The organism is Erwinia sp. MYb416 (genome assembly GCF_037479575.1).
In the GTDB taxonomy this organism is placed as follows: Bacteria; Pseudomonadota; Gammaproteobacteria; order Enterobacterales; family Enterobacteriaceae; genus Erwinia; species Erwinia rhapontici.
Map to the genome: position 1 here is coordinate 427,392 of NZ_JBBGYT010000439.1, position 24,768 is coordinate 452,159.

Below are 24,768 nucleotides of genomic sequence, written 5' to 3' on the forward strand. Positions count from 1 at the left end.
GTTAGATGGCAGAGAAACAAGCTTTTACGTCTCCCGCCGCCCGGGCTGGAGGTTATTCAGGCTTGTCACTCACCGCCACAGCCTCGCTGTCCGCTTTCGGCAATGTTGACAAAATCTCCGCAAGGTCTGCCTGAGCATTCTCTCCGGCGATCATTTTTTTACTAAAGCTACATTTCCTGTCAACACCAGCAGAGTGGATATGCAGTTTGAATACATTTTTATTTTCTTTGATTAACGTGACATCGGTTAGCGGGATCAGACAGGTTTCAGCATACAGCGCCGGGGTCAGGATCAATTTATCGCCTGACACCCCAATCATCACGCGTTGCTTTAAACGCATCGCATTTGAGATAAAAATGATCCCGGTACAGACTAATAATCCGCCAACGCTCACACCATCGGCCAGAATAAACAATCCGATAGCAAGGGAAATCCCGCCCTGCACATAGAACATCGATGTTTTAAATGTTAAAGCCTGTGAAAGTGTGTTTTTATCACCTGGCGAAAATACTTCCAGGCCCTTGTTGCAATGCTTTTCATAGCTAAACATATAACCGGCGAGGAAAATCATACTTAATGGCAGGATAATAAGCGAGCCAATGATAGCCAGCGCCAGCCCCCACTTTGGGCTTTTGAATAACAGGGGCAAACTGATGATCTGCAATAAAATAGAAACTAAAAATGGGATGGAGAAGTACTGTAAAAAAGCAATCGCATTGCGTGCAAAAATAGTTAACTCACCATCCTCTATCTGGGTAGTGAGATAGACTACCGCGCCGAGATAGCAGATATTCAGCGCGAGACCTGCCCAGACCAGTTTACTGATGCCTTTCATTCTTAACTCCATTTTATAATTTATTTCGGCCAGAACATTCTGAACGTCAGCCTGACCGATTTTGATTTAAATCCCAGATTGCTTTATTAAAAGCAAATACACATTTTATGTAGAAATGATAATACACCTTCACTTTTTCAGGCCGCATTCTAGCTAACGATAAGAATAGTCTCAACAAAAAATCGGTTCGATAGAATCATAACTCCCCGTCAACCGCTATTCAGCGACACGGTATAAAAACCCGATTACGGGACGGTTTTCCGTCCCCATCCTCCCTTTATCCCTGCTCTGCCACCAGCAGTGCCAGGGTGTCGGGTTCCAGCGCTTTAAAGATATGCTCACGATCGGCGGGATAGCAGATGTAATCGCCTGGCGCTAGCTCTTCCGGGGCATCCTTAAGCCCGACCAGCGCCCGCCCCTGGGTGACGATAATGTGCTCAACCGATCCAACAGGATGCGGCTGTGACAGACGGTCAGCACCCGGCTGGGTCATTAACAGATAGATATCGCGCCGCGCACCCGGTGGGCAGCTGGCCAGCAAAATGGCCTGATAGTTCGCTTCTCCGGCCACCACTTTCGCCCCTTCGCCACGCCGGATGATCTGGGTTTTGTTGCCTTCAGGTTCCAGCAGTTTGGCAAAGGGAATATTCAGTGCCACACACAGCGCCCACAACGTCTCCAGGCTGGGGTTACCGTTGCCCGCCTCCAGCTGCGACAGCGTCGACTTTGCAATTCCCGCCCTTCGGGCCACTTCGGCGAGTGAAAGCCCGGCCTGTGTGCGTTCCCGAATCAAACTTTCCGCAATTACCGCTATGGGCTGTGTCATCTTTCGCCTTATCGTTCGCCAAAATGAACGAAACGTTCGTGTTGATCTTAGAAGCACCTGCGTTCATTATAATGACAACTTCGTTCGTTATGGAAAACAAATAATGTTCAGTCGGCATTTTTCATCACTCAGCCCGGACACGCGTAAAGCGATTTATCTGATCTGCCTGGCGGTCGGCGTTGTGGGCATCTCCTACGGTTCGCTGGCCACCGCTTATGGATTCCCGCTATGGGTTCCGCTGTTCTCCAGCCTGTTTGTGCTGGCCGGTGCCTCAGAGTTTATGTTTATTGCCATCGTCGCTGGCGGGGGCAATCCGCTGGCCGCTGCGCTGGCCGGGCTGCTGGTCAATGCGCGCCACTTCCCCTTTGGCATTGCCGTACGTGACCTGGTAGGTTCGCGTCTCTCTGCCGTGCTCGGTTGCCATATTATGAATGACGAAAGCGTGGTGTTTGGCCTGTCGCAGCCCACGCACGCGCAGCGTAAAGCCGCCTTCTGGCTGTGTGGCCTCGGCGTCGCCGTGGTCTGGCCGTTGGGGGCCATGCTGGGCAGTGTGATTGGCACACTGCTGCCTGATACCCAGGTGATTGGGCTGGATGCGGTATTTCCGGCCATTTTACTGGCGCTGGTGATCCCCGCCCTGAAATCCCGCACCACGCTGATCCGCGCCGCCTGCGGGGCGGTAATCTCACTGCTGGCCGTGCCCTTTACGCCTATCGGGCTGCCGGTATTGCTCTCAATGGCCGGACTGCTGGCGAGGAGGAAATAATGGCAGACAACGCACTGATTATCTGCGGGATCGTGATTCTGGCCGTGGGAACCTGGCTGATGCGCTTTGCCGGTGCCACGCTGGGTAACCGCATGACCCTGTCTGAAAACGCGCGTAAGTTGCTGTCTGATGCGGCCACTACGCTGCTGTTTGCGGTGGCGCTGGGCAGCACATTTTATGCAGGTGACCACTTTGCCGGGACGGCACGTGTCGCCGGGGTGGCGGTGGCCGTGCTGCTGGCCTGGCGCAAAGTGCCGCTGATTGGGGTGATCCTGGCGGCAGCGGCAGTCACCGCCCTGCTGCGCCTCGCCGGTGTTCAATAGCCTTCGCAGCCGCATCACATCATGAACGGCTGTGCTTATCAGCGATGGTTTTCTTGAGCAGCGCCACCGTGTGTTCGACAAAAGTCGATACCGCCAACGGAATGTAATGACGGCTGGGATAGACAATCGACAAATCGTTATTCAGCTGGCCATAATCAGGCAACACAGCGACCAGCTGTTGGCGGGTCAGGCTGTCGTATAACAGGGATTCAGGTAAAAAACAGATGCCCAGCCCGCTGAGAGCCGCTTTAAGCTGGGCCTGCGCGGTATTGGCCGAGAAACGGCCAGTCACCTCAACCTGCACCGCACCTTGTGGCCCCACCAGATGCCAGATAGCCGGTGAAGAGGATGCAGACTGGCCGATGCAGGCATGATGCTGCAGCGCGTCGATGCTGTCAGGCACACCAAAGGTATCCAGATAATGCTGGCTGGCGGCCATCAGACGGCGGCCAGTACTGATTTTTCGGGCAACCAGACTGGAATCCTTTAAGCGTCCACCACGAAACGCGACATCAATGCCCTCGCCGATCATATCCGCATGTGTATCACTGAGAATAAAATCCAGCTGCAGCTGCGGATATAACGCCAGAAAATCGGCCACCCACTCCATTAAAAACAGATCGAAGAAGTCAGCAGGCGCGGCGACTTTTATCCGTCCCATCGGCACCTGATTCTCACTGACCAGCTGCGTACTGATGGCGTTTAACTCACTGATTTTTTGTGCACTGTGGTCATACAGCTGCTCACCGGCACCGGTCAGGGTCAGTTTGCGGGTGGAACGATGAAATAACCGCACCGCCAGACTCGCTTCCAGCAGCTTAATCCGTCGACTCAGTGTATTCGGTGGCACTCCCAGCCGTCGCGCAGCAGCGGCGAAACTTCCCGTTTCAACGATATGGATAAAGATCGCGACGTCGTTCAGATCGAGCATCTTATTACGTCCAAAAATGGATGAGTCCAATGATATTACGCCCTCTAATCAAGCAGTGTTCGAATGGTTAAGATACAACACTATCATGTACTCCAGCGGAATAACCTTGCGTTCACCGCTTACCAGAGGAAGTCAAATGTCACCGTTAGCGCCCGAGGAACACCCCGTTTCCCGCCACATCGAACACCGGACACGCGGCAGAGGAACGGGGCCCATTATCCGTCTGATGAGCCCGTCAGACTATGGCACGATCGTCAGACCTTTCGTTTTCCTCGATCGCTTCACCGGCGATCGCACGATGATTGATCGTATGCCGCTTCATCCGCACTCTGGTATTGCCACTGTCACCGTAATCACGGAAGGCAATCTGCGCTTTGACGATCCGGATTCGGGTAAAGGCATGATTGGCTATGGCGGGGTGGAATGGATGCGCGCAGGCGGCGGCGTCTGGCACGGCAAAGAAATGTCGGCAGGTGATTCTGAGTATGTTGAGGGATTTCAGCTCTGGCTGGCGTTGCCACCTGAACTGGAAAATGGCCCCGTTGACAGTCAGTATCTTGAAGCGCGGTCGATGCCGCAAACCGGCCCGGCATACGTCATTCTGGGTGAATATCAGGGCGTAAAAAGCCCGGTTCGCTCGCATGACGGCATCAATTATCTGCTGGTGACCCTGCCCGCACACTCATCCTGGCAGTATATTCCGCCGGAAAATCATTCCAGCCTGTGGCTCAGTATCAGTCGCGGCACGCTGGTTTCACCTGAAAAGATCGCTACAGGTGAAATGGTCATCTTCGCAGCCGGTTCTCAACCCGTCACCCTTCACGCCGGAGATGCCGAAACGCGCTTCGTGATCGGTTCCGCTGTTGCTCATCCGTGGTCCCTCTCACTGGGGAATTATTCTGTGCACACCAGTGATGCGGCATTACGCGCAGGCGAAGCTAGAATTAACGACATCGGTCGTCGCCTGCGTGAGGAAATGGAGGGCCAACCTCAGCCCACCTCCATGCCTATTTTTAAATAATGTGGCTTATCAACGCCTTCACCAGGGGTGATATCAGTGTCTGTATTACGTCGTTTTATTTCACGTTTATTAGCACCAAAAGAAAATGCCATCCATCCCAATAAGGAAAGTAAAATGTCAAAGATTTTAGTTCTTTACCATTCAATGTATGGGCATATTGAAACCATGGCGCAGCACGTTGCGGAAGGGGCAGCCAGCGTGCCGGGCACCGAGGTCACCGTCAAACGCGTGCCGGAGACCATGGATAGCGAGGCGTTCAAAGCGTACGGCGGTAAAGCCGATCAGACCGCCGAGATTGCCAGCCCGACAGAACTGGCTGACTATGATGCGATTATTTTTGGCACGCCCACCCGCTTTGGCAACATGTCAGCGCAGATGCGTAATTTCCTCGATCAGACCGGCGGCCTGTGGGCCAAGGGGGCTCTGGTAGGCAAAGTGGCCAGTGTGTTTACCTCTACCGGCACCGGCGGTGGGCAGGAAATGACCATTACCTCGACCTGGACCACCCTCGCGCATCACGGGATGATTATTGTCCCCATCGGATACAGCACCCCCGAACTGTTTGATATTTCAGAAGTGCGTGGCGGCACACCCTATGGCGCGTCCACACTGGCGGGTGGCGATGGGTCGCGACAACCCAGCGAACGTGAACTGGCTATAGCAAAACACCAGGGGCAACACGTGGCGGCGATCGCGGCAAAATTGAAGTAAAAAACGCACTGTCCCCTGCAAAGAGATGAGCCCATCATCTCTTTTTTTTGCGCCCTTCTCTCATGCGTTCCTCCTGCCTGATGCCTTTCGCTGCTACCGACGCGCTTTTACGCTACACTCTGCGCCGTTGCCACCCGGCGTTTATGTTGCAGGAGTTTTTACATGAATATACGTCCTTTCACCGAAGCGGATCGGCCATTCCTACGCACACTGTTTCTTGCCTCGCGTAAAACCAACTGGACCTGGCTGGATGACAGTCAATGGCAGTTAGAGGATTTCGATCGGGTGACGCGGGGCGAGCGGGTGCTGGTGGCCGAAGAAGACGGCCACCGCATCGGATTTGCCGCCGTACTGGATAACGATAATTTTCTGCACAGCCTGTTTATCGACCCGGCCTGGCAGGGCAGCGGCGCGGGCAGTGCATTATTGCAGGCCGTGCAAAAAAGCTTTACCTCCACTGGCGCGCTCAAATGTCTGGCGGAAAACCTGCAGGCTCAGCTGTTTTATAAAAAGCACGGCTGGCGGGTGGTGGCCGAAGGGGAAAGCGATCAGGGCGAGTACCTGCTGATGCACTACGTGCTGTAACCCCCCCTACCGCACCCTCTGCTCACGACGACAGCGCAGAGGCAGGGTTATCTGTCACTCTCTTTACAGGCGTTGGAAAATCATTTTTCACGCTCATCAGGGATGTGTGACATGTTGAATGTTTTTCATCTGCTTGATTTAGCTGGCACGCTGGCCTTTGCGTTAAGTGGCGCGACCGCCGGAGTACGCGAGGATTTTGATCTCTTCGGGGTGTTTGTACTGACGGCGACCACCGCGATTGGCGGTGGCGTGATCAGAGATATCTGTATTGCCAGCCTTCCCCCCGCCGGGCTGGTCAGTTCAGCCTATCTGGTGGTAATCATGACAGCCGTCATCTGCGTTGCCTTTTTTCAAAAACTCATCCTCTCTTTTGAAAAAGCCACCCTGTTTTTTGATGCGCTGGGTTTGGGTTTCTTTGCTGCCTTCGGTGCCAATAAAACCTGGGAGCACAGCCACAATATTGAGCTTTCCCTGATACTGGGCTGCATCAGCGCCGTCGGTGGCGGCTGCCTGCGCGACGTGTTAACTGGAAAAACTCCGGCGATTTTCAGCCAGGATATTTATGCCAGCGCGGCGCTCATTGGCGCCGCGATTGAGCTGACCGGCTCAGCCGGGCTGATCCCGCAGATCTACAGCGCCTGGTTCGCGATTATTAGCTGTACGTTGCTCCGTCTGATTTCACTAAAATACAAAATCGGCTTGCCGTCGATTAAACACAACGGATTATAATGACGTTTTAGCACTGAAAATGGCCGTAGCAAATGACAAGCAGACCCCCTCATGAACAGGCAGGCGTAAGTGTACGTGCATACGACATGCTGCAATATCTGAAGCGTATCGCGCGCGGTGACCGTTCGTTTACTATTCAGGACACCCTGCTTAACCATCGTTGCAATGTCACACCGGACAATGATTTCACGTTGATTACTCAGCTTTTCGACGGTGGGAAAATTGATTTCGATTATTCAATGGTGGATGGATTTCAGCAGCGGCACGTCAGACTGGTGTAACGGATTCATCACGGGCCGACCGGAAAAAGGCCGGCCCGTCTCACTACACCGCGCGGAACGCGATATCTTCCGGGATAACCTCACCCTGCCAGTAAAGTTGCGCGGCCACCTGTGTCGCCAGCTGACGGTACAGTGCGGTGAACTCGCTGTCGGGACGACGCACAACGGTGGGCTCGCCATTATCCAGGTCTTCGCGCAAGCTGATATGCAGCGGAAGCTGGCTCAGCAGACGAGTGTGATACTGTTCCGCCAGCTTTTCGGCCCCCCCCGTACCAAATATCGCTTCATGATGACCACACTGGCTGCAAACATGCATACTCATGTTTTCCACTACGCCCAGCACCGGGACATTCACTTTTTCAAACATCACAATGCCTTTGCGCGCATCGATCAGCGCAATATCCTGCGGCGTGGTCACGACCACGGCACCGGTCACCGGCACGTTCTGTGCGAGGGTTAACTGAATGTCCCCTGTGCCAGGCGGCATATCCAGCACCAGGTAATCCAGTTCCGGCCATAACGTTTCGTTAAGCAACTGCATCAGCGCTTTGCTGGCCATCGGACCACGCCACACCATGGCGTTATCCTCGGTCACCAGATAACCAATTGAGTTGGTGGCCAGGCCATGGGCCATAATCGGTGCCATATGTGTGCCGTCCGGTGAGGTTGGCCGCTGATCTTCAACACCGAGCATATCCGGGATCGACGGTCCGTAAATATCGGCATCCAGCAGTCCGACTTTCGCTCCCTCTGCGGCCAGCGCCAGCGCGAGGTTGACCGCCGTGGTCGATTTGCCGACGCCCCCTTTACCAGAGCTGATGGCAATAATGTTTTTTACGCCGTTGACGCCAGGGCGATTTTTGACCCGTTGTAACGTCGCCACATTCAGCGTTAAGCGCCATGAAATCGCTACCGCGCCAGTCAGACGCAGCAGGTCAGCACTGACCGTCGCTTTCAGGCTTTCAAACGGCCCCTGCCAGACAAACGGCATATTCAGTTCAATATGCAGAGTGTTATCGAGCAGCGCACAGTGGCGCAGCGCCTTCAGTACGGTGAGATTACGGTTCAACGTGGGGTGTTCAAACGTGGTCAGCACGCCCATCACGATCGCGCGTAGCGCTTCGGGGGAATGATGCCCCTGGGATTGTGAAGTCATCTGTGTTCCTTGATATTGCTGGTTGTTCTGCCTGCATTTATGTCATTAAGCATATCAGATCTGGCCCGAACTGACGTAACCAGCCGGAAAAAACCGCAGGGAGTTGAACCCCTTGTTTACGCAGGGTCAGGCAATCGGTTACCATCTAAACCCCTTTTTCAACAGGTATGAGCTAAGTCTTAATATGACTCAAGTCGCGAAAAAAATTTTGGTAACGTGCGCACTGCCGTACGCAAATGGTTCCATTCATCTCGGCCACATGCTCGAGCATATCCAGGCAGATATTTGGGTCCGTTACCAGCGAATGCGCGGCAATCAGGTTTACTTCATCTGTGCCGATGACGCACATGGCACGCCAATTATGCTGAAAGCTCAGCAGATGGGCATCGCGCCGGAGCAGATGATTGCCGAGATGAGTCAGGAACATCAGACCGACTTTGCCGGTTTTGATATCAGCTACGACAACTACCACTCTACGCACAGCGAAGAGAACCGTGAGCTGTCTGCACTGATCTATACCCGACTGAAAGAGAACGGTTTTATTAAGAACCGTACCATTTCTCAGCTTTACGATCCGGAAAAAGGCATGTTCCTGCCCGATCGTTTTGTGAAAGGCACCTGCCCGAAATGTAAGGCGCCGGATCAGTATGGCGACAACTGCGAAGTCTGTTCGGCCACCTATAGCCCGACTGAACTGATTGATCCGAAATCCGTCGTCTCTGGCGCAACACCTGTGATGCGTGATTCTGAGCATTTCTTCTTCGATCTGCCGGAATTCAGCGCCATGTTACAGGCCTGGACCCGTTCCGGTGCGTTGCAGGAGCAGGTGGCGAACAAAATGCAGGAGTGGTTCGACTCCGGCTTGCAGCAGTGGGATATCTCCCGCGATGCGCCGTACTTCGGCTTCGAAATTCCTGATGCCCCAGGCAAATACTTCTACGTCTGGCTGGATGCACCTATCGGTTACATGGGTTCCTTCAAAAACCTGTGCGATAAGCGCGGTGATATCGACTTCGATGCGTTCTGGCAAAAAGATTCGGATGCCGATCTCTACCACTTTATCGGTAAAGATATCGTCTACTTCCACAGCCTGTTCTGGCCAGCCATGCTGGAAGGCAGCAACTTCCGTAAACCGACCAACCTGTTTGTGCATGGCTATGTCACGGTTAACGGCGCGAAAATGTCTAAATCACGCGGCACATTTATTAAAGCCAGCACCTGGCTGCAACATCTGGATGCCGACAGCCTGCGTTACTACTACGCAGCGAAGCTTTCATCACGCATCGACGATATCGACCTCAATCTGGAAGATTTCGTGCAGCGTGTGAATGCCGATATCGTCAACAAGGTGGTTAACCTGGCATCACGTAATGCCGGCTTTATCGCCAAACGTTTTGACGGGCAGCTTTCTGCTGAACTGGCAGATCCGGCGCTGTACAAAACCTTCACGGATGCGTCAGCCAGCATTGGTGAAGCCTGGGCCAGCCGTGAATTCAGCCGTGCTGTGCGCGAAATTATGGCGTTGGCCGACGTGGCTAACCGCTATGTTGACGAGCAGGCTCCGTGGGTGGTGGCGAAACAGGAAGGACGTGATGCCGACCTGCAGGCTATCTGCTCTATGGGTATCAACCTGTTCCGCGTGCTGATGACCTGGCTGAAGCCTGTGCTGCCATCGCTGACCGCCCGCACCGAAGCGTTCCTGAATCAGGAGCTGAGCTGGGATGGTATTCAGCAACCTCTTCTGAGCCACAGCATTGCGCCATTTAAAGCTCTTTATGGCCGCATTGAGATGGACAAAGTGAACGGTTTGATTGAGGCATCAAAAGAAGATGCCGCCGCAGCGAAGGCACCTGTGACCGGTCCGCTGGCGGAGGATCCGATTCAGGACACCATCAGCTTCGATGATTTTGCCAAAGTCGATATGCGTATTGCGCTAATCGAAAACGCGGAATTTGTTGAAGGCTCCGATAAGCTGCTGCGTCTGTCACTGGATGTGGGTGGAGAGAAGCGCAACGTGTTCTCCGGCATCCGTGCGGCCTACCCGGACCCGGCGGTACTGGTTGGCCGTCTAACGGTGATGGTGGCAAACCTCGCGCCGCGCAAAATGCGTTTCGGCATCTCAGAAGGTATGGTGATGGCGGCGGGTCCTGGCGGGAAAGATATCTTCCTGCTCAGCCCGGATAGCGGCGCTCAGCCAGGCCAACAAGTTAAGTAAATTCGTAGGGGGTCAGGCCTGCCTGACCCAGGCGGGGCCTGCCCCGCCCCTATGCACTCTGGGATCTGACCATGCGCAGCGCTCTCCTGGTTTTATGGCAATATCTTCGCGCTTTCATCATTATCTACCTCTGCCTCTATGCCGGTCGCGGTCTTTCAGCCCTGCTGCCTGTTGTCATTCCTGGCAGTATTATCGGTATGCTGGTGCTGTTTTAGCTGCTGGCTTCGCAACTGCTTCCGATCCACTGGGTAAAACCCGGCTGCCATCTGCTGATCCGTTATATGGCCCTGTTGTTCGTCCCCATCAGCGTTGGCGTCATGAACGATATGGATATTCTGACCGCTCAGTTCGGCCCGATTGTGATCTCCTGCGTGGTGAGTACGCTGATTGTGCTGGTCACCATTGGGTTGATGTCACAGCGCCTTAATGACCGCCATCAGCGACGCACGGGAGCAAGCGATGAGTGATATCTGGTGGTCGCTGCCGCTGACCGTGCTGGTCTTTCTTGCCGCACGCAAGCTGGCGGCAAAAGTCAAAATGTCGATCGTTAACCCGCTGCTGATTGCGATTGCGGTGATTATTCCGCTGCTGCTGCTGCTGCAACTGCCCTACACGCGCTATTTCCAGGGCAGCGCCCTACTCAATGACCTGCTGCAACCGGCCGTCGTGGCGCTGGCGCTGCCGCTGTATGAGCAGATGCATCAAATCCGTTCGCGCTGGAAGTCGATTATAAGCGTCTGCTTTGTCGGAAGCATCACGGCAATGGTGTCCGGTACGGCGATTGCGCTGTGGTTAGGCGCGACGCCACAGATTGCCGCCACGCTGTTACCCAAATCGGTCACCACGCCGATTGCGATGGCCATCTCCGGCACGCTGGGTGGCATCCCGGCTATTAGTGCTATCTGCGTGCTGCTGGCGGGCGTGCTGGGGGCTGTCTTCGGCCATATGCTGCTCAACATGCTGCAGGTGCGCAGTAAATCCTCACGCGGTCTGGCTATCGGAAATGCTTCGCACGCACTGGGGACAGCACGGGCTGCCGAGATCGATTACCAGGAGGGGGCGTTCAGCTCACTGGCACTGGTGCTGTGCGGCATTATCACTTCGCTTCTGGCACCGTTTATTTTTCCGCTATTAATGATGCTGTGGGGTTAAAACTTGCGATAAGTCTCGCATTTTGTTGATCAATTTCATTTATTACATTGATAGAGAGACTTAGATCACATATAACTGGCTGCCGGCCCGCTAACATGGGCTGCATTCAGCGAAAGAGGCCCCACTATGCACCCACGTTACCAGCAGGCATTTGCCACGCTTCCTACCCTGTTACAAAGCGCACTTCAGCCGATCCTGGCCGCGGATGACTTCGCCGGATTTATCACGGCCAGCCAGGCGGGTGAACTGAAAAAGCACTGCGGATTTAACGACAGTGAACTGGCCTTTGCCCTGCTGCCGCTGGCGGCCGCCTGCGCGGTAGCCACCTTGTCTGATTTTAAAGTGGGTGCCATTGCACGTGGTAAAAGCGGCACGCTGTTCTTTGGTGCCAATATGGAGTTTGCCGGTACCACGATGCAGCAGACCGTTCATGCCGAGCAGAGTGCGGTGACGCATGCCTGGCTGCGGGGAGAAAGTGCACTGGCGTGCATCACCGTCAACTACACGCCATGCGGCCACTGCCGACAGTTTATGAATGAGCTGAACAGCGGCAGCGGGCTGACGATTGAACTGCCTGGCCGTGCTGCGGCCACGCTGGGGGACTATCTGCCGGATTCCTTTGGCCCGCACGACCTGGCCATCACCACCCTGCTGATGGACGATATTGACCACGGCTTTATCGCGGCGGGCGATGCACTGACGCAAGCCGCCATTAACGCCGCCAGCCACAGTCATGCGCCTTACAGCAAGGCCTGGAGCGGTGTCGCCTTACAAACCGTCAGCGGCGCGATCTTTGCCGGGCGTTATGCAGAAAACGCGGCGTTTAATCCCAGCCTGCCTCCGTTGCAGGGCGCACTGAATTTACTCAGCCTTAGCGGACATAGCCTGAGCGATATTCACCAGGCCGTTCTGGCCGAAGCCCCGGATGCCGCATTAAGCCAACAGAGCGCCACAGCAGCCACGCTGGCCGCGCTGGGTTGCATGCGTTTGACTACGGTTGTGCTGAAAAAATCGTAAAAGAGTCTTTATAATTCGAGAAAGATCGCAGCTTTTGTTATTGCATGTTAACAAAAGCTGTACTTTCAGATGAATTATTTTAGGATTGGCGCCACAACATCCCGATCCTAATAGAGTATGAATTGCATGGAACTCGAATACGAAAGTAAACGACCGCTATACATCCCTTATGCTGGCCCTATCTTGCTGGAATTCCCCCTTCTGAACAAAGGCAGTGCGTTCTCAATTGAAGAGCGTAATGACTTCAACCTGAATGGCCTGCTGCCAGAAACAGTGGAAAGCATTGAGGAGCAGGCAGAGCGCGCATGGCGTCAGTTCCAGGACTTTAAGAACAATAACGATAAACACGTCTATCTGCGCAATATCCAGGACACCAACGAAACGTTGTTCTACCGCCTGCTCGATAATCATCTGGAAGAGATGATGCCGATCATTTACACCCCAACGGTGGGCGCTGCCTGCGAGCACTTCTCTGAGATTTATCGTCGTGCACGCGGTTTGTTCATCTCTTACCCGAACCGTGCCAACATTGAAGATATGCTGCAAAACGCCACCAAGCAGAATGTGAAGGTGATTGTGGTCACCGACGGTGAGCGTATCCTCGGCCTGGGTGACCAGGGCATTGGCGGGATGGGTATTCCTATCGGTAAACTCTCCCTCTACACCGCCTGTGGCGGGATCAGCCCGGCCTATACCCTCCCGGTGGTGCTGGATGTGGGGACCAACAACCAGCAGTTGCTGAATGACCCGCTGTATATGGGCTGGCGTCATCCGCGTATTACGGGTGAAGAGTACGAAAGCTTCGTGAACGACTTTATTCATGCCGTGAAAAGCCGCTGGCCTAACGTGCTGTTGCAGTTCGAAGATTTCGCACAGAAAAATGCGATGCCGCTGCTTGAGCGCTATCGTGATGAAGTCTGCTGCTTCAATGATGATATTCAGGGCACCGCGGCAGTGACGCTGGGTACGCTGATTGCCGCCAGCCGTGCAGCAGGCAGCAAGCTATGTGAACAGAAAGTGGTGTTCCTGGGGGCGGGCTCAGCCGGTTGTGGTATTGCCGAGCAGATCATCGCGCAGATGAAGTCTGAAGGCCTCAGCGATGAAGAGGCCCGTGGGCGCGTCTTTATGGTCGATCGTTTCGGTTTGTTGACCGATAAGCTGCCCAACCTGCTTAACTTCCAGAGCAAACTGGTGCAGAAAAGCGAAAACCTGACCGCCTGGGACAGCAGCAGCGACTCGCTGTCACTGCTCGATGTGGTGCGTAACGCGCAGCCAAACATTATGATTGGCGTGTCCGGCCAGCCAGGCCTGTTCAGCGAAGAGATTGTGCGCGAAATGCACAAACACTGTGCGCGTCCCATCATCATGCCGCTGTCTAACCCGACCTCTCGTGTAGAAGCGACACCGCAGGATATTATGGCGTGGACCGACGGTAATGCTTTAGTGGCGACGGGCAGTCCGTTCTCCCCGGTCACCTGGAAGGATAAGATCTACCCAATTGCCCAGTGTAATAACTCGTATATCTTCCCGGGGATTGGCCTTGGCGTGATTGCGTCGGGTGCAACGCGCGTCACGGACGGCATGCTGATGGCGGCAAGCCGGGCGCTGGCAGAGTGTTCTCCGCTGGTCAACGAGGGTTCTGGCCCGGTCCTGCCTGAAGTGAAAGATATTCAGGGCGTGTCAAAACTGATCGCCATGGCAGTGGGGAAAGCCGCACAGCTATCAGGCGTGGCGGTGGTGACCTCCGAAGATGTGCTGTCGAAGGCTATCGCGGCCAACTTCTGGCTGCCGCAGTACCGTAATTATCGCCGCACCTCAATCTGATAGCGCGATTTCCCTTCCAGGCGGGTCATACTCTCCGCCTGGGAGGGGTTATTGCGCGAAAAAGCCCCATCCGATACGGTGTGACTTGCTTCACCTCTCCGCCTCAAGTAGCCTTGAATCCATATTCCACCGCCAACCTGAGCGCCGTTCCGCATGTTGAAACGCCTGATTTATGGTCTGATTATCATCATTGCCTTGGTGGTACTGACCGCGCTTGGCCTCGATCGCTGGATGAGCTGGAAAACCGCACCTTACGTCTATGACGATCTGAAAGCACTGCCGCACCGGCAGGTTGGCGTGGTTCTGGGTACCGCCAAATATTACCGGACCGGGGTTATCAACCAGTATTATCTGTACCGCATACAGGGAGCGATTAACGCGTATAACAGTGGCAAAGTCAGTTATCTGCTGCTGAGTGGCGACAATGCGCAGCAAAGCTATAACGAACCGATGACCATGCGCCGCGACCTGATTGCCGCAGGCGTGGCCCCCTCAGATATCGTGCTGGATTATGCCGGTTTCCGCACCCTCGATTCGATTGTGCGCACCCGTAAAGTGTTCGATACCAACGATTTTATTATTATCACTCAGCGTTTCCACTGTGAGCGTGCGCTGTTTATCGCCCTGCATATGGGGATTCAGGCTCAGTGTTATGCCGTTCCCTCGCCGAAAAATATGTGGAGCGTGAGAACGCGTGAAGTCGGTGCACGTTTGGGTGCGCTGGCCGATCTGTATCTGATGAAGCGTGAGCCGCGCTTCCTCGGGCCGCTGGTGCCCATCCCGGCGCGGCATGAAGTACCGGAAGACGCCCAGAGTTATCCAGCGGTGACCCCGGAGCAGTTACTGGAGATACAGAAGAAGAAATAACAAAAGGGCTGACCAGAAAAGGTCAGCCCTTCAGGCGAGGCGTGCCTCGCCTCTACGTATCGTCGAGTGAGCGCTTATCGTAGGGGACGGGCATGCCCGTCCCGAAACCCGTCGAGCTCGCCTCGCCGCTATTTCTTACGTGCGTACTTCAGGGAGTCCAGCGCAACGGCGAAGATAATAATGCCGCCCTTGATGATGTACTGCCAGTAAGGGTTAACCCCGATATAGGTCAGACCGTAGTTGATCACCGTAAAGATAATCACCCCGGTCACAACACCCGCAACCGTACCCACGCCCCCTGCAAATGACACCCCACCGACCACACAGGCAGCGATCGCATCCAGCTCATACATAAAGCCGAGGTTGTTGGTAGCAGAACCGATACGACCCGCTTCCAGCATCCCGCCAAAGGCATAGAACACACCGGACAGTGCATAGACCAGAATCAGGTTGAAGGGAACGTTAACACCAGAGACGCGTGCCGCTTCCGGGTTACCACCGATGGCGAAAATGTTTTTACCGAAGCGGGTTTTGTTCCACAGGATCCACACCACAAAGATGGCGATAATCGCGTAGAAGGTAATGTATGACAGTTTGAAATCACCGAAACGCAGGAATCCCTGAGCAAAGGTAGAGAATTTCTCGTCAAAGCCCGCGACCGGAGATGCCCCAACGAAGTCGTAATACAGTGAGTTAACACCGTAAACAATAATCATGGTGCCCAGCGTGGTGATAAATGGCGTCACTTTCAGGTAAGCAATGATCAGACCATTAATCAGACCAATTACGGCGCCAATCGCACAGACAATCCCGATAACAACAGCAATCGGCAGGGTTTCCAGATGCGGGAACACCTTATTGGCGTTATCCATTGCCTGTAACAGCGTTGCGGCCACAACCGCAGCCAGACCCACCTGACGTCCTGCTGACAGGTCGGTCCCCTGGGTAACAATCAGACCCGCCACACCCAGTGCGATAATCACACGCACCGAAGACTGGGTCAGGATATTACTCAGGTTCATTAAACTTAAGAACGTTGGATCCTGGATAATAATGATGGCCAGTAATACCAGCAGCACCACATAAATCCCACCTTCTTTCAGCCAGGTGAGCAAACTTTTCTTATTCACTGCTTTCATAGTAACAGCCCTTACATCATTAAAGGTGCAACGATGCCAAACGCAATATTTCGTTTTGCGTGGTAGTCTTCGTTTCGACAATGCCTGCGGCCAGGCCATTACTCATTACCAGAATACGATCGGTAACGCCCAACAACTCTGGCATTTCGGAAGAGATGATAATAATCCCCTTTCCTTTTTTCGCCAGTTCAGAAATCAGCTGATAGATTTCGAATTTCGCCCCAACGTCAATACCACGTGTGGGTTCATCGAGCATCAGTATTTCTGGTTGCGTTAATAACCAACGACCAATAATCACCTTCTGCTGGTTACCACCGGACAATGAACCAATCGAGGTATGATGTCCGGGCGTTTTCACCCGCATAGAGTCAATCACCCATTGGGTATCACTCTTCATTCGGGTGTTATCCAGCAAACCAATACTGTTTTTATATTTACCGATATTTGAAATCAGTGAATTAAAACCAATATCAAGGTAAGCGTAAATCCCGGTAGAACGACGTTCTTCAGTCACCAAAGCAAAACCATGATTAATGGCTTCATTGGCGCTGTTGTTATTAATGGCCTTACCATGCAGCTTAATCGTACCGCCTGATTTTTCGCGAATACCAAACAGTGTTTCAACAATGTCAGTACGTTTCGCGCCGACCAGACCGGCAATCCCGAGGATCTCCCCTTTGCGCAAATCAAAGGAGATGTCGCGAATCGACGGCTGACGCAGTGAGGTCAGATTACGCACTTCCAGGATGGTTTCACCCGGCACGTTGGTCTTATCCGGGAAGCGCTGATTCAGCGACCGCCCAACCATCATGGCAATAATCTTATCCATATCCAGCCCTTCCAGCGGCTGAGTAGCAATCCACTGTCCGTCGCGCAGGATGGTAATTTCATCACACAGCTGAAAGATCTCTTCCATCTTGTGAGAGATATAGATAATGCCGCAGCCACGATCTTTCAGCTTACGAATAATCGTAAACAGGTGATTAACTTCTTTTTCCGTCAACGATGAGGTGGGCTCATCCATAATGACGATTTTTGCGTTATAGGAAAATGCTTTCGCAATCTCAATCATCTGCATTTGAGAAACAGACAGTGAAACCACTTTGTCACGCGGGTCAATATCAATATCCAGCTCGTCGAAAATCGCTTTGGTATCGCGATACATTTTATCCTGATCGACGAAAAAGCCTTTTTTTGGATAACGACCCAGCCACATGTTATCCATAACCGTACGTTGCAGAACCAGGTTTAATTCCTGATGCACCATCGACACGCCATTTTCCAGCGCCTCTTTGGAGCTTTTGTAATTAATTTCCTCGCCCTGAAAAAGAATGCTCCCCGTATCTTTACTGTAAATACCAAAAAGGCATTTTAAGAGTGTTGACTTACCGGCACCATTCTCCCCCATCAAGGCGTGAATCGAATGTGGACGGACTTTTAAATTAACATTATCGAGCGCTTTAACACCGGGGAATGACTTACTGACGTCAGTCATCTCCAGTAAAAACTCGCGCTGTGTTTGCACGTTATCGCTGCCCATATTTCTACCCGGCTGAAGGTTTTTTATTCAACGCCTGAAAAACGGATGCTGGAACCAGCATCCGTATCAGATTGTACTTATTTAGGCAGGTCGGCCAGGTTGTCTTTGTCGACCGGGACATAGGCAACACGAACCACTTTGCCATCCAGTTTGTAATCAGTACCTTCGGTGGCAGGTTTACCCGCCGCCAGGTTAATCGCCATATCAATGGTCGCTTTCGCCTGGTTTTTCGCATCATTCAGCACGGTGCCGGCCATTGCGCCAGATTTCACCATCGCCAGAGCTTCTGGCAGCGCATCCACACCAAAGACCGGTACAGAGGACTTGTTGTGTGCTTTCAGTGCTTCTACTGCACCCATTGCCATCGCATCGTTATTGGCGATAACCACTTCAATTTTGTTGCCGTTCGGGCCAGACAACCACGCATCCATCTTATCTTTCGCCTGTGCGGTATCCCACATCGCGGTGTCCAGATGCAGCTGCTGCGTTTTCACGCCATCTTTGTTCAGCGTATCGATCACGTATTTGGTACGGGCTTCCGCATCCGGGTGACCTGGCTCGCCTTTTAACAGCACGAACTGAATCTGACCATCTTTGTTCAGATCCCAGTTGGCATTCGCTTTCCAGTGTTTCTCAATCAGCTCACCCTGCTTCACGCCAGACTCTTTAGAGTCAGTACCGACGTAGTAAGCTTTGTCATAGCTGGCCAGTGCTTTCGCGGTCGGTTCTTTATTGAAGAACACAACCGGGATATCGTTAGCTTTTGCTTTGCTGATCACAACGGCAGCAGCAGCCGGGTCAACCAGGTTAATGGCCAGCGCTTTTACGCCCTTAGCAACCAGTACGTCAACCTGATCGTTCTGAGTAGACTGGCTGTTCTGCGAGTCATTCATCAGCAGCTGCACGCCCGGGTTGAGCTTGGCTTCTTTCTCAATATCCTTGCGCACGACGGACATAAAGTTGTCGTCGTATTTATAAATGGTGACGCCAATACGGGTATCTGCTGCCTGAGCAGTTGCGCCAAACAGCATGGTGGCCACCAGGGCGCTGAGAGTGAAAACCTTCTTATTCATGGTATCTCCGGTTTTTGTAGGGTAGTACTCAACGCCACGTGCCAGTCAATGATGAGGCACGGGGCGATCAGTTTGTTGGCGGCGGCGCGAAATGTTACATCTACGATCTGCGGCACCGACATATTGCTAACATCAAACCCGACTTCCCTGTACGGAATGCTTCCTGAATGCTGTGTGTGAAACTGTTTCGCAGGGAGGGCAAATGAGCGTCACAATGGGACGTTCTGCCGTTACATAATGTTTCAAACCCTGCAGGACGCTGCCATCATAGAGAAGGCCTTGTTAATTAACTGTGAATTTACTCACAGATTGGAAACGGTTACATCGTAGATTCGCCTGAGTTAGTGACGGCCGCCACATTTTGTCGTGTTGCCACTGAATGGCGTCGCACCAGGGTCGGCATAAAGCAGTGCTGGGCGCTGCTGTCCAGCTCCCCGGCGGCGCCTTTGAGCGCCAGCTCAGTGGCCAGTTTTGCCATAGAAACAATCGGGTAGCGCACGGTACTGAGCTGCGGGTCGGTGTAACGCGAAATGGGAATATCATCAAACCCAACGACAGAAAGCTGCTGCGGCACCGCAATACCATTATCTTTCAGGGCGGCCAGCGCCCCGGCAGCCATACTGTCGTTGTAGGCAAACACTGCCGTCAGCTGCAGGTTACGCCCCAGCAGCTCCACCATCGCCGCCTCACCGCCCTGTAAATCAGGCTCACCGCTGGCACACCAGCTTTCAACGGGCGTCACGCCCTGCTCGCTCAGCGCCTGAGACCAGCCCTCACGGCGCTGATCGTTGTCTTCAATCGGATGTACGGAACCTAAGTAGCCAATGCGCTGGTGACCGTGCTGTTGCAACATACGCATCGCCATCAGCGCCCCGCTGACGTTGTCGAGGCAAACACAGCGATGGGCAAAACCAGGCACAATGCGGTTAACCAGTACCATACCCGGCACCTGCTGCATCAGAGAGGCAAGCTCGGCGTCTGGTAAGGCTTTCGCATGGACGATCAAGGCGTTACAGCGCTGGCGAATCAATACTTCAATCGCGTGACGCTCTTTATCCGCCTGATGATAGGAGTTGTTGATTAATACATGTTTGTGCAGACGCTGGGCCACGGTATCAACCGCTTTCACCAGCGCGCCAAAGAAGGGATCGGACACGTCCATCACCACCACACCAATGGTGTCGCTGACCTGCGTGGCCAGCGCCTGGGCGTTCGCATTGGGACGATAACCGAGGCGTGCAACCGTTTTCAGCACCACCTCGCGGGTGTCTCCGGTCACCGCCGCACTGTTATTCAGCACCCGGGAGACCGTAGCGACCGAAACGCCCGCCTCGCGGGCAACATCACGTATGGTAATCATGAGCGATTACCACTGAAGCCTGTTATTTGCATAGTTCTTCCTGACCCAGACGCATTCTGACGTCTATTCTGTCAGGTGAAAGACCCGGGCTACGTGAAATCCGTCACAGGCTTGAAAACGGTTACATACAATTTTTTAACCTTTGTGATGAACATCATCTTCCAACGGTTTTTTCTCTACCCCCACCCCGGTCAGCTGGCGCCATAACCACTCGACGGGGCCCTGACGGAATATCCGCAGCCAAAAGTGGGAAAACAACAGGTTAACGACCCAGACCAGCGGAACAATCAGCAGCAATTGCAGGCGATCGAAGTGATTGAACAATGCAAAGTGGTTAAACAGCGTGGTACAAATCAGCGTCTGTAACAGATAATTGGAGAGTGCCATTCTGCCCACCGCACTCACCATCAGCGTCAGGCGAAAACGTTGGAGCTGCGGCCACCAGCCAAAGCACAGCGCGGCGTAGCCCAGCGACTGCAAGGGGGCACTGATTTCACGCGGCACCTGCAGGAAGAAGCCCGCCCAGCGAAACTCCCATTTGACGTGCCATTGTAACGCAATCGACAGTGCTTCAATCAGCATGCCGGCCAGCACCAGCATCGCGCCCGTACGGCGATAATGTTTCAGGCTCCAGGTGCCGCGCAGCCAGCCGCTGCGCATCAATGCGGCACCCACCATCATCAGGCCCGCCAGCTGCCAGCCATACTGCGCCGCCAGCGCCATCAGCGCCGACCCCAGCATATCCAGGCGATTGACCATCGCCTCCCAGCCACCCTGCGTGCGCCAGAAGGTTTCATACTGCACGTCGGCCGCGCCTGCCAGCCATGAACTGTTCGGATTTGGCCCGGATGCCATGCCGAGCACCACCAGCACCGCACTGCCAATCAGGTAAAGCATTAACCCGGTATTGAACAGCTGCTTTGTACCGGGCACATCGCGGATCATGCGCCAGGTCACCAGCCCGGTCAGCCCGTAAGCCAGCAGGATATCGCCCTCCCATAGCAGTAAGGCGTGCAGGAAACCGAAGATCACCAGCCAGGAGAGGCGTGACTGTATCCAGCGCTTACCGCGCGGCAACAGCAGTTGCAGCCCGGCACCGAACAGGATGGCAAATAGCGTGAGGAATTTTGCCTGGGCAAACAGATCCATCGCAGCCCATACCAGAAAATCGCGGGTCGATGGCAATCCTTGCCAGGCTGGATTCAGATAAGCCGCCTTCGGCAAACCAAAGGCGGTGATATTCAGCAGAAGAATGCCAAGAATGGCCAGTCCACGAATAAAATCGAGAGGAAGAATACGGGACATGGAGGCAATCCTGTAGGGGCCAGGCATGCCTGGCCCTGAACATTAGCGATGGCGTACCGAGCGCAGGAACTCCTGGCGCGTGTTCTGGCTGGACTTGAACAGCCCACCCAACGAGGTCGTTGTGGTGGCGCTGGTGGCATCGCGAATACCGCGCGCTTTCACACAATAGTGCACGGCATCAATGGACACCGCGACGTTGCTGGTGCCCAGCAGTGTTTGCAGTGCGACCAGAATCTGCTGCGTCAACCGTTCCTGCACCTGCGGCCGCGAGGAGAAGAACTGCACGATACGGTTGATTTTCGACAGACCAATCACCTTCTCTTTCGGGATATAGGCCACGGTCGCCTGACCATCGATAATCACAAAGTGATGTTCACAGGTGCTGGTCAGCGTAATATCACGCACGGTCACCATTTCATCCACTTTCATCTTGTTTTCGATAACGGTGATTTTCGGGAAGTTGGCATAGTCCAGGCCGGAGAACACTTCATTAACGTACATTTTGGCAATACGCTGCGGTGTTTCAGCCAGGCTGTCATCTTCCAGATCAAGATTGAGCAACTGCATAATTTCGGTCATATGACCGGCGATCAGCTGCTTACGCGTATCGTCATCCATTTCACGCACAGGTGAACGCAGCGGGGTTTCCAGGCCGCGGGCAACCAGCGCCTCATGAACCAGTGTGGCTTCCTGACTTAACGTCGCCATTTGTCTCTTTTCTCCAGCAGGTCTGACAAAATCCAATCCTCAATAGATTTCATGATGCAGGAAGGCAGCAACCGAACGCATCCCCGGGAGCTTACAACAAGTAAGTGACCGGGGTGAGTAAGGGCAGACAACGCACCTGCAGCGTGAAAGATGAAGAGGATTTCTGAGGCGCTATTTTGGAACACATTTGGAGTCTGATCCAGTGAATCAATTTAATTGTCGATGAAACAGTTTCATTCAGCTGCCGCCTCGCGATGCCACACCAGCACTCCCGCCACCAGCAGCGCCGCCCCGGCCACATACAACGCGGGTTCAAGACGGTGCGTCAGCGCCGTAGAGATGGCCGATAACATCGGCCCCACCAGTTGCCCGACTGCGTAACCGGTGGTCAGTAATCCGGCGAGATAGCGCGTGTGCAGCGGGGCCAGTTCACGGGCATATTGCAGAGAAAGCTGTACTACACAAAGAAAGCCGCCACCAATCAGCGCCGATCCCAGCGCCAATCCGCCCAATCCGGGGATCAGATCCGCTGCAAAAACCCCCAGCGCCTGCACCCACAGCACCAGCGCCAGGCGACGGTTACTGTCACCCAGGTGACGGGTCAGAATACCGATAGCGATCCCCACCACGGCAGCCCCACCAAACACCGGCCAGACAAACTGGCTGATCAGGCCGGGAAAACGTGTGGTCGCCATCTGTGACAGAAAGGTTGCGGGCAGAATATAGCCAAATCCGGCCAGACTGTAGCTCCATACCAGCCGCTTCAGCCCAGGTGTCAGGCGCAGCGGCTCCGGGGCGGTTTCCGGGCGATGCAACTGACCGGTACGCGGTAAGGTGCGGGCAATCAGCGCCACCAGGGCCAGCGCCAGCACGCCATAAGCGCCCCAGGCCCAGGCCGCGCTGACCTGCTGGCTGTGCAGCCACACCGCCAGCAGTCCGCTGATCAAAATCCCGGTTCCCGGCCCGGCGAACACGGCGGCACTCAGCCCCGGACGCTGATAACGGTGCAACTGCTCATTGCTCCAGGCTGCAATCAGCACCATGGCCCAGCCGCTGGCCCAGCCAATCAGGAAGCGCACCACGCCGTGCTGCCACGGGCCGGAAACCAGGGCGGAAATCAGCGTCAGCACGACGGCTCCCCAGACCCCCGCCTGTAAGCGCCATTCCACGCGCCGCGTAGCACGCATGGCATCAAACGAACCGCACAGATACCCCAGATAGTTCAGCGCCGCCACCACCGCCGCACTCGTCAGCGATAGCTGATTTTCGCCTATCATTAAAGGCACCTGTGGGGTAAAGGCAAAGCGCCCTATCCCCATCGCCACCACCAACGTCAGAAAAGCACATAGCGCAACACGTACTGCCATTTTTGACTCCCGAGCCGATTTTCAGTTGCCATCAGCATGAGTGATGGTTAAAATCACGAAAAGTGAATAATACTAACTAAGTTGCTGACGATAAGAGAACGAATGGACCTGACCCAACTTAAAATGTTCTGCGCGGTGGCTGACAGCGGTTCCGTCGTGCGGGCAGCGGAGCAGTTACATCGGGTGCCGTCAAACCTCACTACGCGCCTGCGCCAGCTGGAAGAAGAGCTGGGCACCGACCTGTTTATCCGCGAGAAGCAGCGCCTGCGCCTGTCGCCGATGGGCCATAACTTCCTCTGTTATGCTCAGCGTATCCTTGCGCTGAGCGAAGAGGCGCTGAACATGGCTCACGGTGGCAAACCGGCGGGCAATTTTGCCCTCGGATCGATGGAGAGCACGGCCGCGACGCGGCTGCCCTCACTGCTGGCAGAGTTTCATCAGCGTTATCCCGCCGTAAACCTGGCGCTGAGTACCGGTACCTCTTCTGAGATTATCGAAAAAGTGCGCGTTGGCACTCTGGCCGCCGCGCTGGCGGATGGCCCGGTCAATGCGGATGAACTCAACAGCTGTGTGGCATTTCCCGAGCAGATGGTGCTGATTTCCAGTCTGGATCATGCCGGGATCATAACGCCCGCCGATGCCGCAGGCAGCACGCTGTTTGCCTTTCGTCCGGGCTGCTCCTATCGCATTCGCTTAGAGAACTGGTTCCGCGATGCTGGCGTCCAGCCAGGCAATGTGATGGAGATTCAGTCGTATCACGCGATGCTGGCCTGCGTTGCCAGCGGCGGCGGGCTGGCATTGCTGCCTGCCGCCGTGCTGGCGCAGATGCCGGGCCACGAACGCGTGCGCCAGCACCCGCTGCCACCTGAAATGCGCGAAACCGAGACCCGACTGGTGTGGCGCCGTGATGCCTTCACGCCCAACGTTGAGGCGCTGAAGTATCTGATTATTGAACAATTTGATGAGAAGTCCAGCGATTAACCGCTGTTTCCTTCAACTCTGGTTACGCTTATTACACCCCTTTGAAAGAAAGACAG

Annotated in this window: 24 protein-coding genes and 1 pseudogene; 14 read left to right on the top strand and 11 right to left on the bottom strand. The window is 54.3% G+C overall.

All coding sequences use genetic code 11. The annotated features are described in order from the left end of the window. Nucleotides 1-52: 52 nt before the first annotated feature. The gene (locus tag WH277_RS20755) at nt 53-835 is read right to left on the bottom strand and encodes a hypothetical protein (RefSeq protein WP_167863627.1); all 783 of its coding nucleotides are present in this window, start codon (nt 833-835) and stop codon (nt 53-55) included. A gap of 277 nt (nt 836-1,112) precedes the next feature. After that, complete coding sequence (locus tag WH277_RS20760) at nt 1,113-1,661, bottom strand: helix-turn-helix domain-containing protein (protein ID WP_133841498.1); 549 nt, start codon at nt 1,659-1,661, stop codon at nt 1,113-1,115. 103 nt (nt 1,662-1,764) lie between these two features. Between WH277_RS20760 and WH277_RS20765 the strand changes: the two genes are divergently transcribed. Both WH277_RS20765 and WH277_RS20770 read left to right on the top strand, forming a co-directional pair. Then, nucleotides 1,765-2,427: an AzlC family ABC transporter permease gene (locus tag WH277_RS20765; protein WP_133841497.1), complete on the top strand. Its 663-nt coding sequence runs from the start codon at nt 1,765-1,767 to the stop codon at nt 2,425-2,427. Beyond that, nucleotides 2,427-2,750 carry an AzlD domain-containing protein gene (locus WH277_RS20770; protein ID WP_133841496.1) on the top strand — a complete coding sequence of 108 codons (324 nt, stop codon included), beginning with the start codon at nt 2,427-2,429 and terminating at the stop codon, nt 2,748-2,750. Before WH277_RS20765 ends, WH277_RS20770 begins: the two co-directional genes overlap by 1 nt. Before the next feature lie 19 nt (nt 2,751-2,769). Here the strand turns inward: WH277_RS20770 and WH277_RS20775 are convergent, their stop codons facing one another. After that, nucleotides 2,770-3,711 carry a LysR family transcriptional regulator gene (locus tag WH277_RS20775; RefSeq protein WP_339506743.1) on the bottom strand — a complete coding sequence of 314 codons (942 nt, stop codon included), beginning with the start codon at nt 3,709-3,711 and terminating at the stop codon, nt 2,770-2,772. A 106-nt stretch (nt 3,712-3,817) separates the two neighbouring features. Here WH277_RS20775 and WH277_RS20780 point away from each other — a divergent pair, with 106 nt between their 5' ends. The 5 genes from WH277_RS20780 (at nt 3,818) to WH277_RS20800 (ending at nt 7,008) form a co-directional block, all read left to right on the top strand. Continuing rightward, nucleotides 3,818-4,702 carry a pirin family protein gene (locus WH277_RS20780; RefSeq protein WP_339506745.1) on the top strand — a complete coding sequence of 295 codons (885 nt, stop codon included), beginning with the start codon at nt 3,818-3,820 and terminating at the stop codon, nt 4,700-4,702. 114 nt (nt 4,703-4,816) lie between these two features. After that, nucleotides 4,817-5,413: an NAD(P)H:quinone oxidoreductase gene (gene wrbA / locus WH277_RS20785; protein WP_159336315.1), complete on the top strand. Its 597-nt coding sequence runs from the start codon at nt 4,817-4,819 to the stop codon at nt 5,411-5,413. 162 nt (nt 5,414-5,575) lie between these two features. Next, nucleotides 5,576-5,998, top strand: coding sequence for a GNAT family N-acetyltransferase (locus WH277_RS20790; RefSeq protein ID WP_133841493.1), 423 nt, complete (start codon nt 5,576-5,578; stop codon nt 5,996-5,998). Between the two features lie 111 nt (nt 5,999-6,109). Continuing rightward, nucleotides 6,110-6,727 carry a trimeric intracellular cation channel family protein gene (locus WH277_RS20795; protein WP_133841492.1) on the top strand — a complete coding sequence of 206 codons (618 nt, stop codon included), beginning with the start codon at nt 6,110-6,112 and terminating at the stop codon, nt 6,725-6,727. Between the two features lie 32 nt (nt 6,728-6,759). After that, entirely contained in the window at nt 6,760-7,008 is a 249-nt protein-coding gene (locus WH277_RS20800) for a hypothetical protein (RefSeq protein ID WP_133841491.1), read from the top strand. Nucleotides 7,009-7,051: 43 nt separating this feature from the next. Here WH277_RS20800 and apbC read toward each other — a convergent pair whose 3' ends face one another. Further along, nucleotides 7,052-8,164 carry an iron-sulfur cluster carrier protein ApbC gene (gene apbC, locus WH277_RS20805; protein WP_339506748.1) on the bottom strand — a complete coding sequence of 371 codons (1,113 nt, stop codon included), beginning with the start codon at nt 8,162-8,164 and terminating at the stop codon, nt 7,052-7,054. 133 nt (nt 8,165-8,297) lie between these two features. On the opposite strand from apbC, the gene metG reads away from it, so the two are divergent. The 6 genes and pseudogenes from metG (at nt 8,298) to sanA (ending at nt 15,239) form a co-directional block, all read left to right on the top strand. Beyond that, a complete protein-coding gene (gene metG, locus WH277_RS20810; RefSeq protein WP_259151745.1) occupies nt 8,298-10,379 on the top strand; it encodes a methionine--tRNA ligase in 2,082 nt (693 codons plus the stop codon). Nucleotides 10,380-10,450: 71 nt separating this feature from the next. Beyond that, nucleotides 10,451-10,846: pseudogene (locus WH277_RS20815) on the top strand (CidA/LrgA family protein). After that, the gene (locus WH277_RS20820; protein WP_339506750.1) at nt 10,839-11,531 is read left to right on the top strand and encodes a CidB/LrgB family autolysis modulator; all 693 of its coding nucleotides are present in this window, start codon (nt 10,839-10,841) and stop codon (nt 11,529-11,531) included. Before WH277_RS20815 ends, WH277_RS20820 begins: the two are co-directional and overlap by 8 nt. Before the next feature lie 126 nt (nt 11,532-11,657). Continuing rightward, nucleotides 11,658-12,548, top strand: a complete 891-nt coding sequence (cdd, locus tag WH277_RS20825; protein WP_133841486.1) for a cytidine deaminase — start codon at nt 11,658-11,660, stop codon at nt 12,546-12,548. Nucleotides 12,549-12,674: 126 nt separating this feature from the next. Beyond that, entirely contained in the window at nt 12,675-14,372 is a 1,698-nt protein-coding gene (locus WH277_RS20830) for an NAD-dependent malic enzyme (protein WP_159336313.1), read from the top strand. A 153-nt stretch (nt 14,373-14,525) separates the two neighbouring features. Further along, the gene (gene sanA / locus WH277_RS20835) at nt 14,526-15,239 is read left to right on the top strand and encodes an outer membrane permeability protein SanA (protein WP_159336312.1); all 714 of its coding nucleotides are present in this window, start codon (nt 14,526-14,528) and stop codon (nt 15,237-15,239) included. Between the two features lie 128 nt (nt 15,240-15,367). Here sanA and mglC read toward each other — a convergent pair whose 3' ends face one another. The 7 genes from mglC to WH277_RS20870 form a co-directional block, all read right to left on the bottom strand. Beyond that, complete coding sequence (gene mglC / locus WH277_RS20840; protein WP_133841483.1) at nt 15,368-16,378, bottom strand: galactose/methyl galactoside ABC transporter permease MglC; 1,011 nt, start codon at nt 16,376-16,378, stop codon at nt 15,368-15,370. A gap of 19 nt (nt 16,379-16,397) precedes the next feature. Next, complete coding sequence (gene mglA / locus WH277_RS20845; protein ID WP_133841482.1) at nt 16,398-17,918, bottom strand: galactose/methyl galactoside ABC transporter ATP-binding protein MglA; 1,521 nt, start codon at nt 17,916-17,918, stop codon at nt 16,398-16,400. A 77-nt stretch (nt 17,919-17,995) separates the two neighbouring features. Then, nucleotides 17,996-18,991: a galactose/glucose ABC transporter substrate-binding protein MglB gene (gene mglB, locus WH277_RS20850; protein ID WP_133841481.1), complete on the bottom strand. Its 996-nt coding sequence runs from the start codon at nt 18,989-18,991 to the stop codon at nt 17,996-17,998. Nucleotides 18,992-19,310: 319 nt separating this feature from the next. Continuing rightward, a complete protein-coding gene (gene galS / locus WH277_RS20855; RefSeq protein ID WP_133841480.1) occupies nt 19,311-20,351 on the bottom strand; it encodes an HTH-type transcriptional regulator GalS in 1,041 nt (346 codons plus the stop codon). A 135-nt stretch (nt 20,352-20,486) separates the two neighbouring features. Next, nucleotides 20,487-21,656: a DUF418 domain-containing protein YeiB gene (gene yeiB, locus WH277_RS20860; protein ID WP_171149116.1), complete on the bottom strand. Its 1,170-nt coding sequence runs from the start codon at nt 21,654-21,656 to the stop codon at nt 20,487-20,489. Between the two features lie 42 nt (nt 21,657-21,698). Then, entirely contained in the window at nt 21,699-22,364 is a 666-nt protein-coding gene (folE, locus tag WH277_RS20865; protein ID WP_133841478.1) for a GTP cyclohydrolase I FolE, read from the bottom strand. A 233-nt stretch (nt 22,365-22,597) separates the two neighbouring features. After that, nucleotides 22,598-23,731, bottom strand: a complete 1,134-nt coding sequence (locus WH277_RS20870) for a YbfB/YjiJ family MFS transporter (protein WP_133841477.1) — start codon at nt 23,729-23,731, stop codon at nt 22,598-22,600. 102 nt (nt 23,732-23,833) lie between these two features. Between WH277_RS20870 and ptrR the strand changes: the two genes are divergently transcribed. Beyond that, nucleotides 23,834-24,712 (top strand): putrescine utilization regulator PtrR, encoded by an 879-nt coding sequence (gene ptrR / locus WH277_RS20875; RefSeq protein ID WP_133841476.1) that lies wholly within the window; start codon nt 23,834-23,836, stop codon nt 24,710-24,712. Nucleotides 24,713-24,768: the final 56 nt, after the last annotated feature.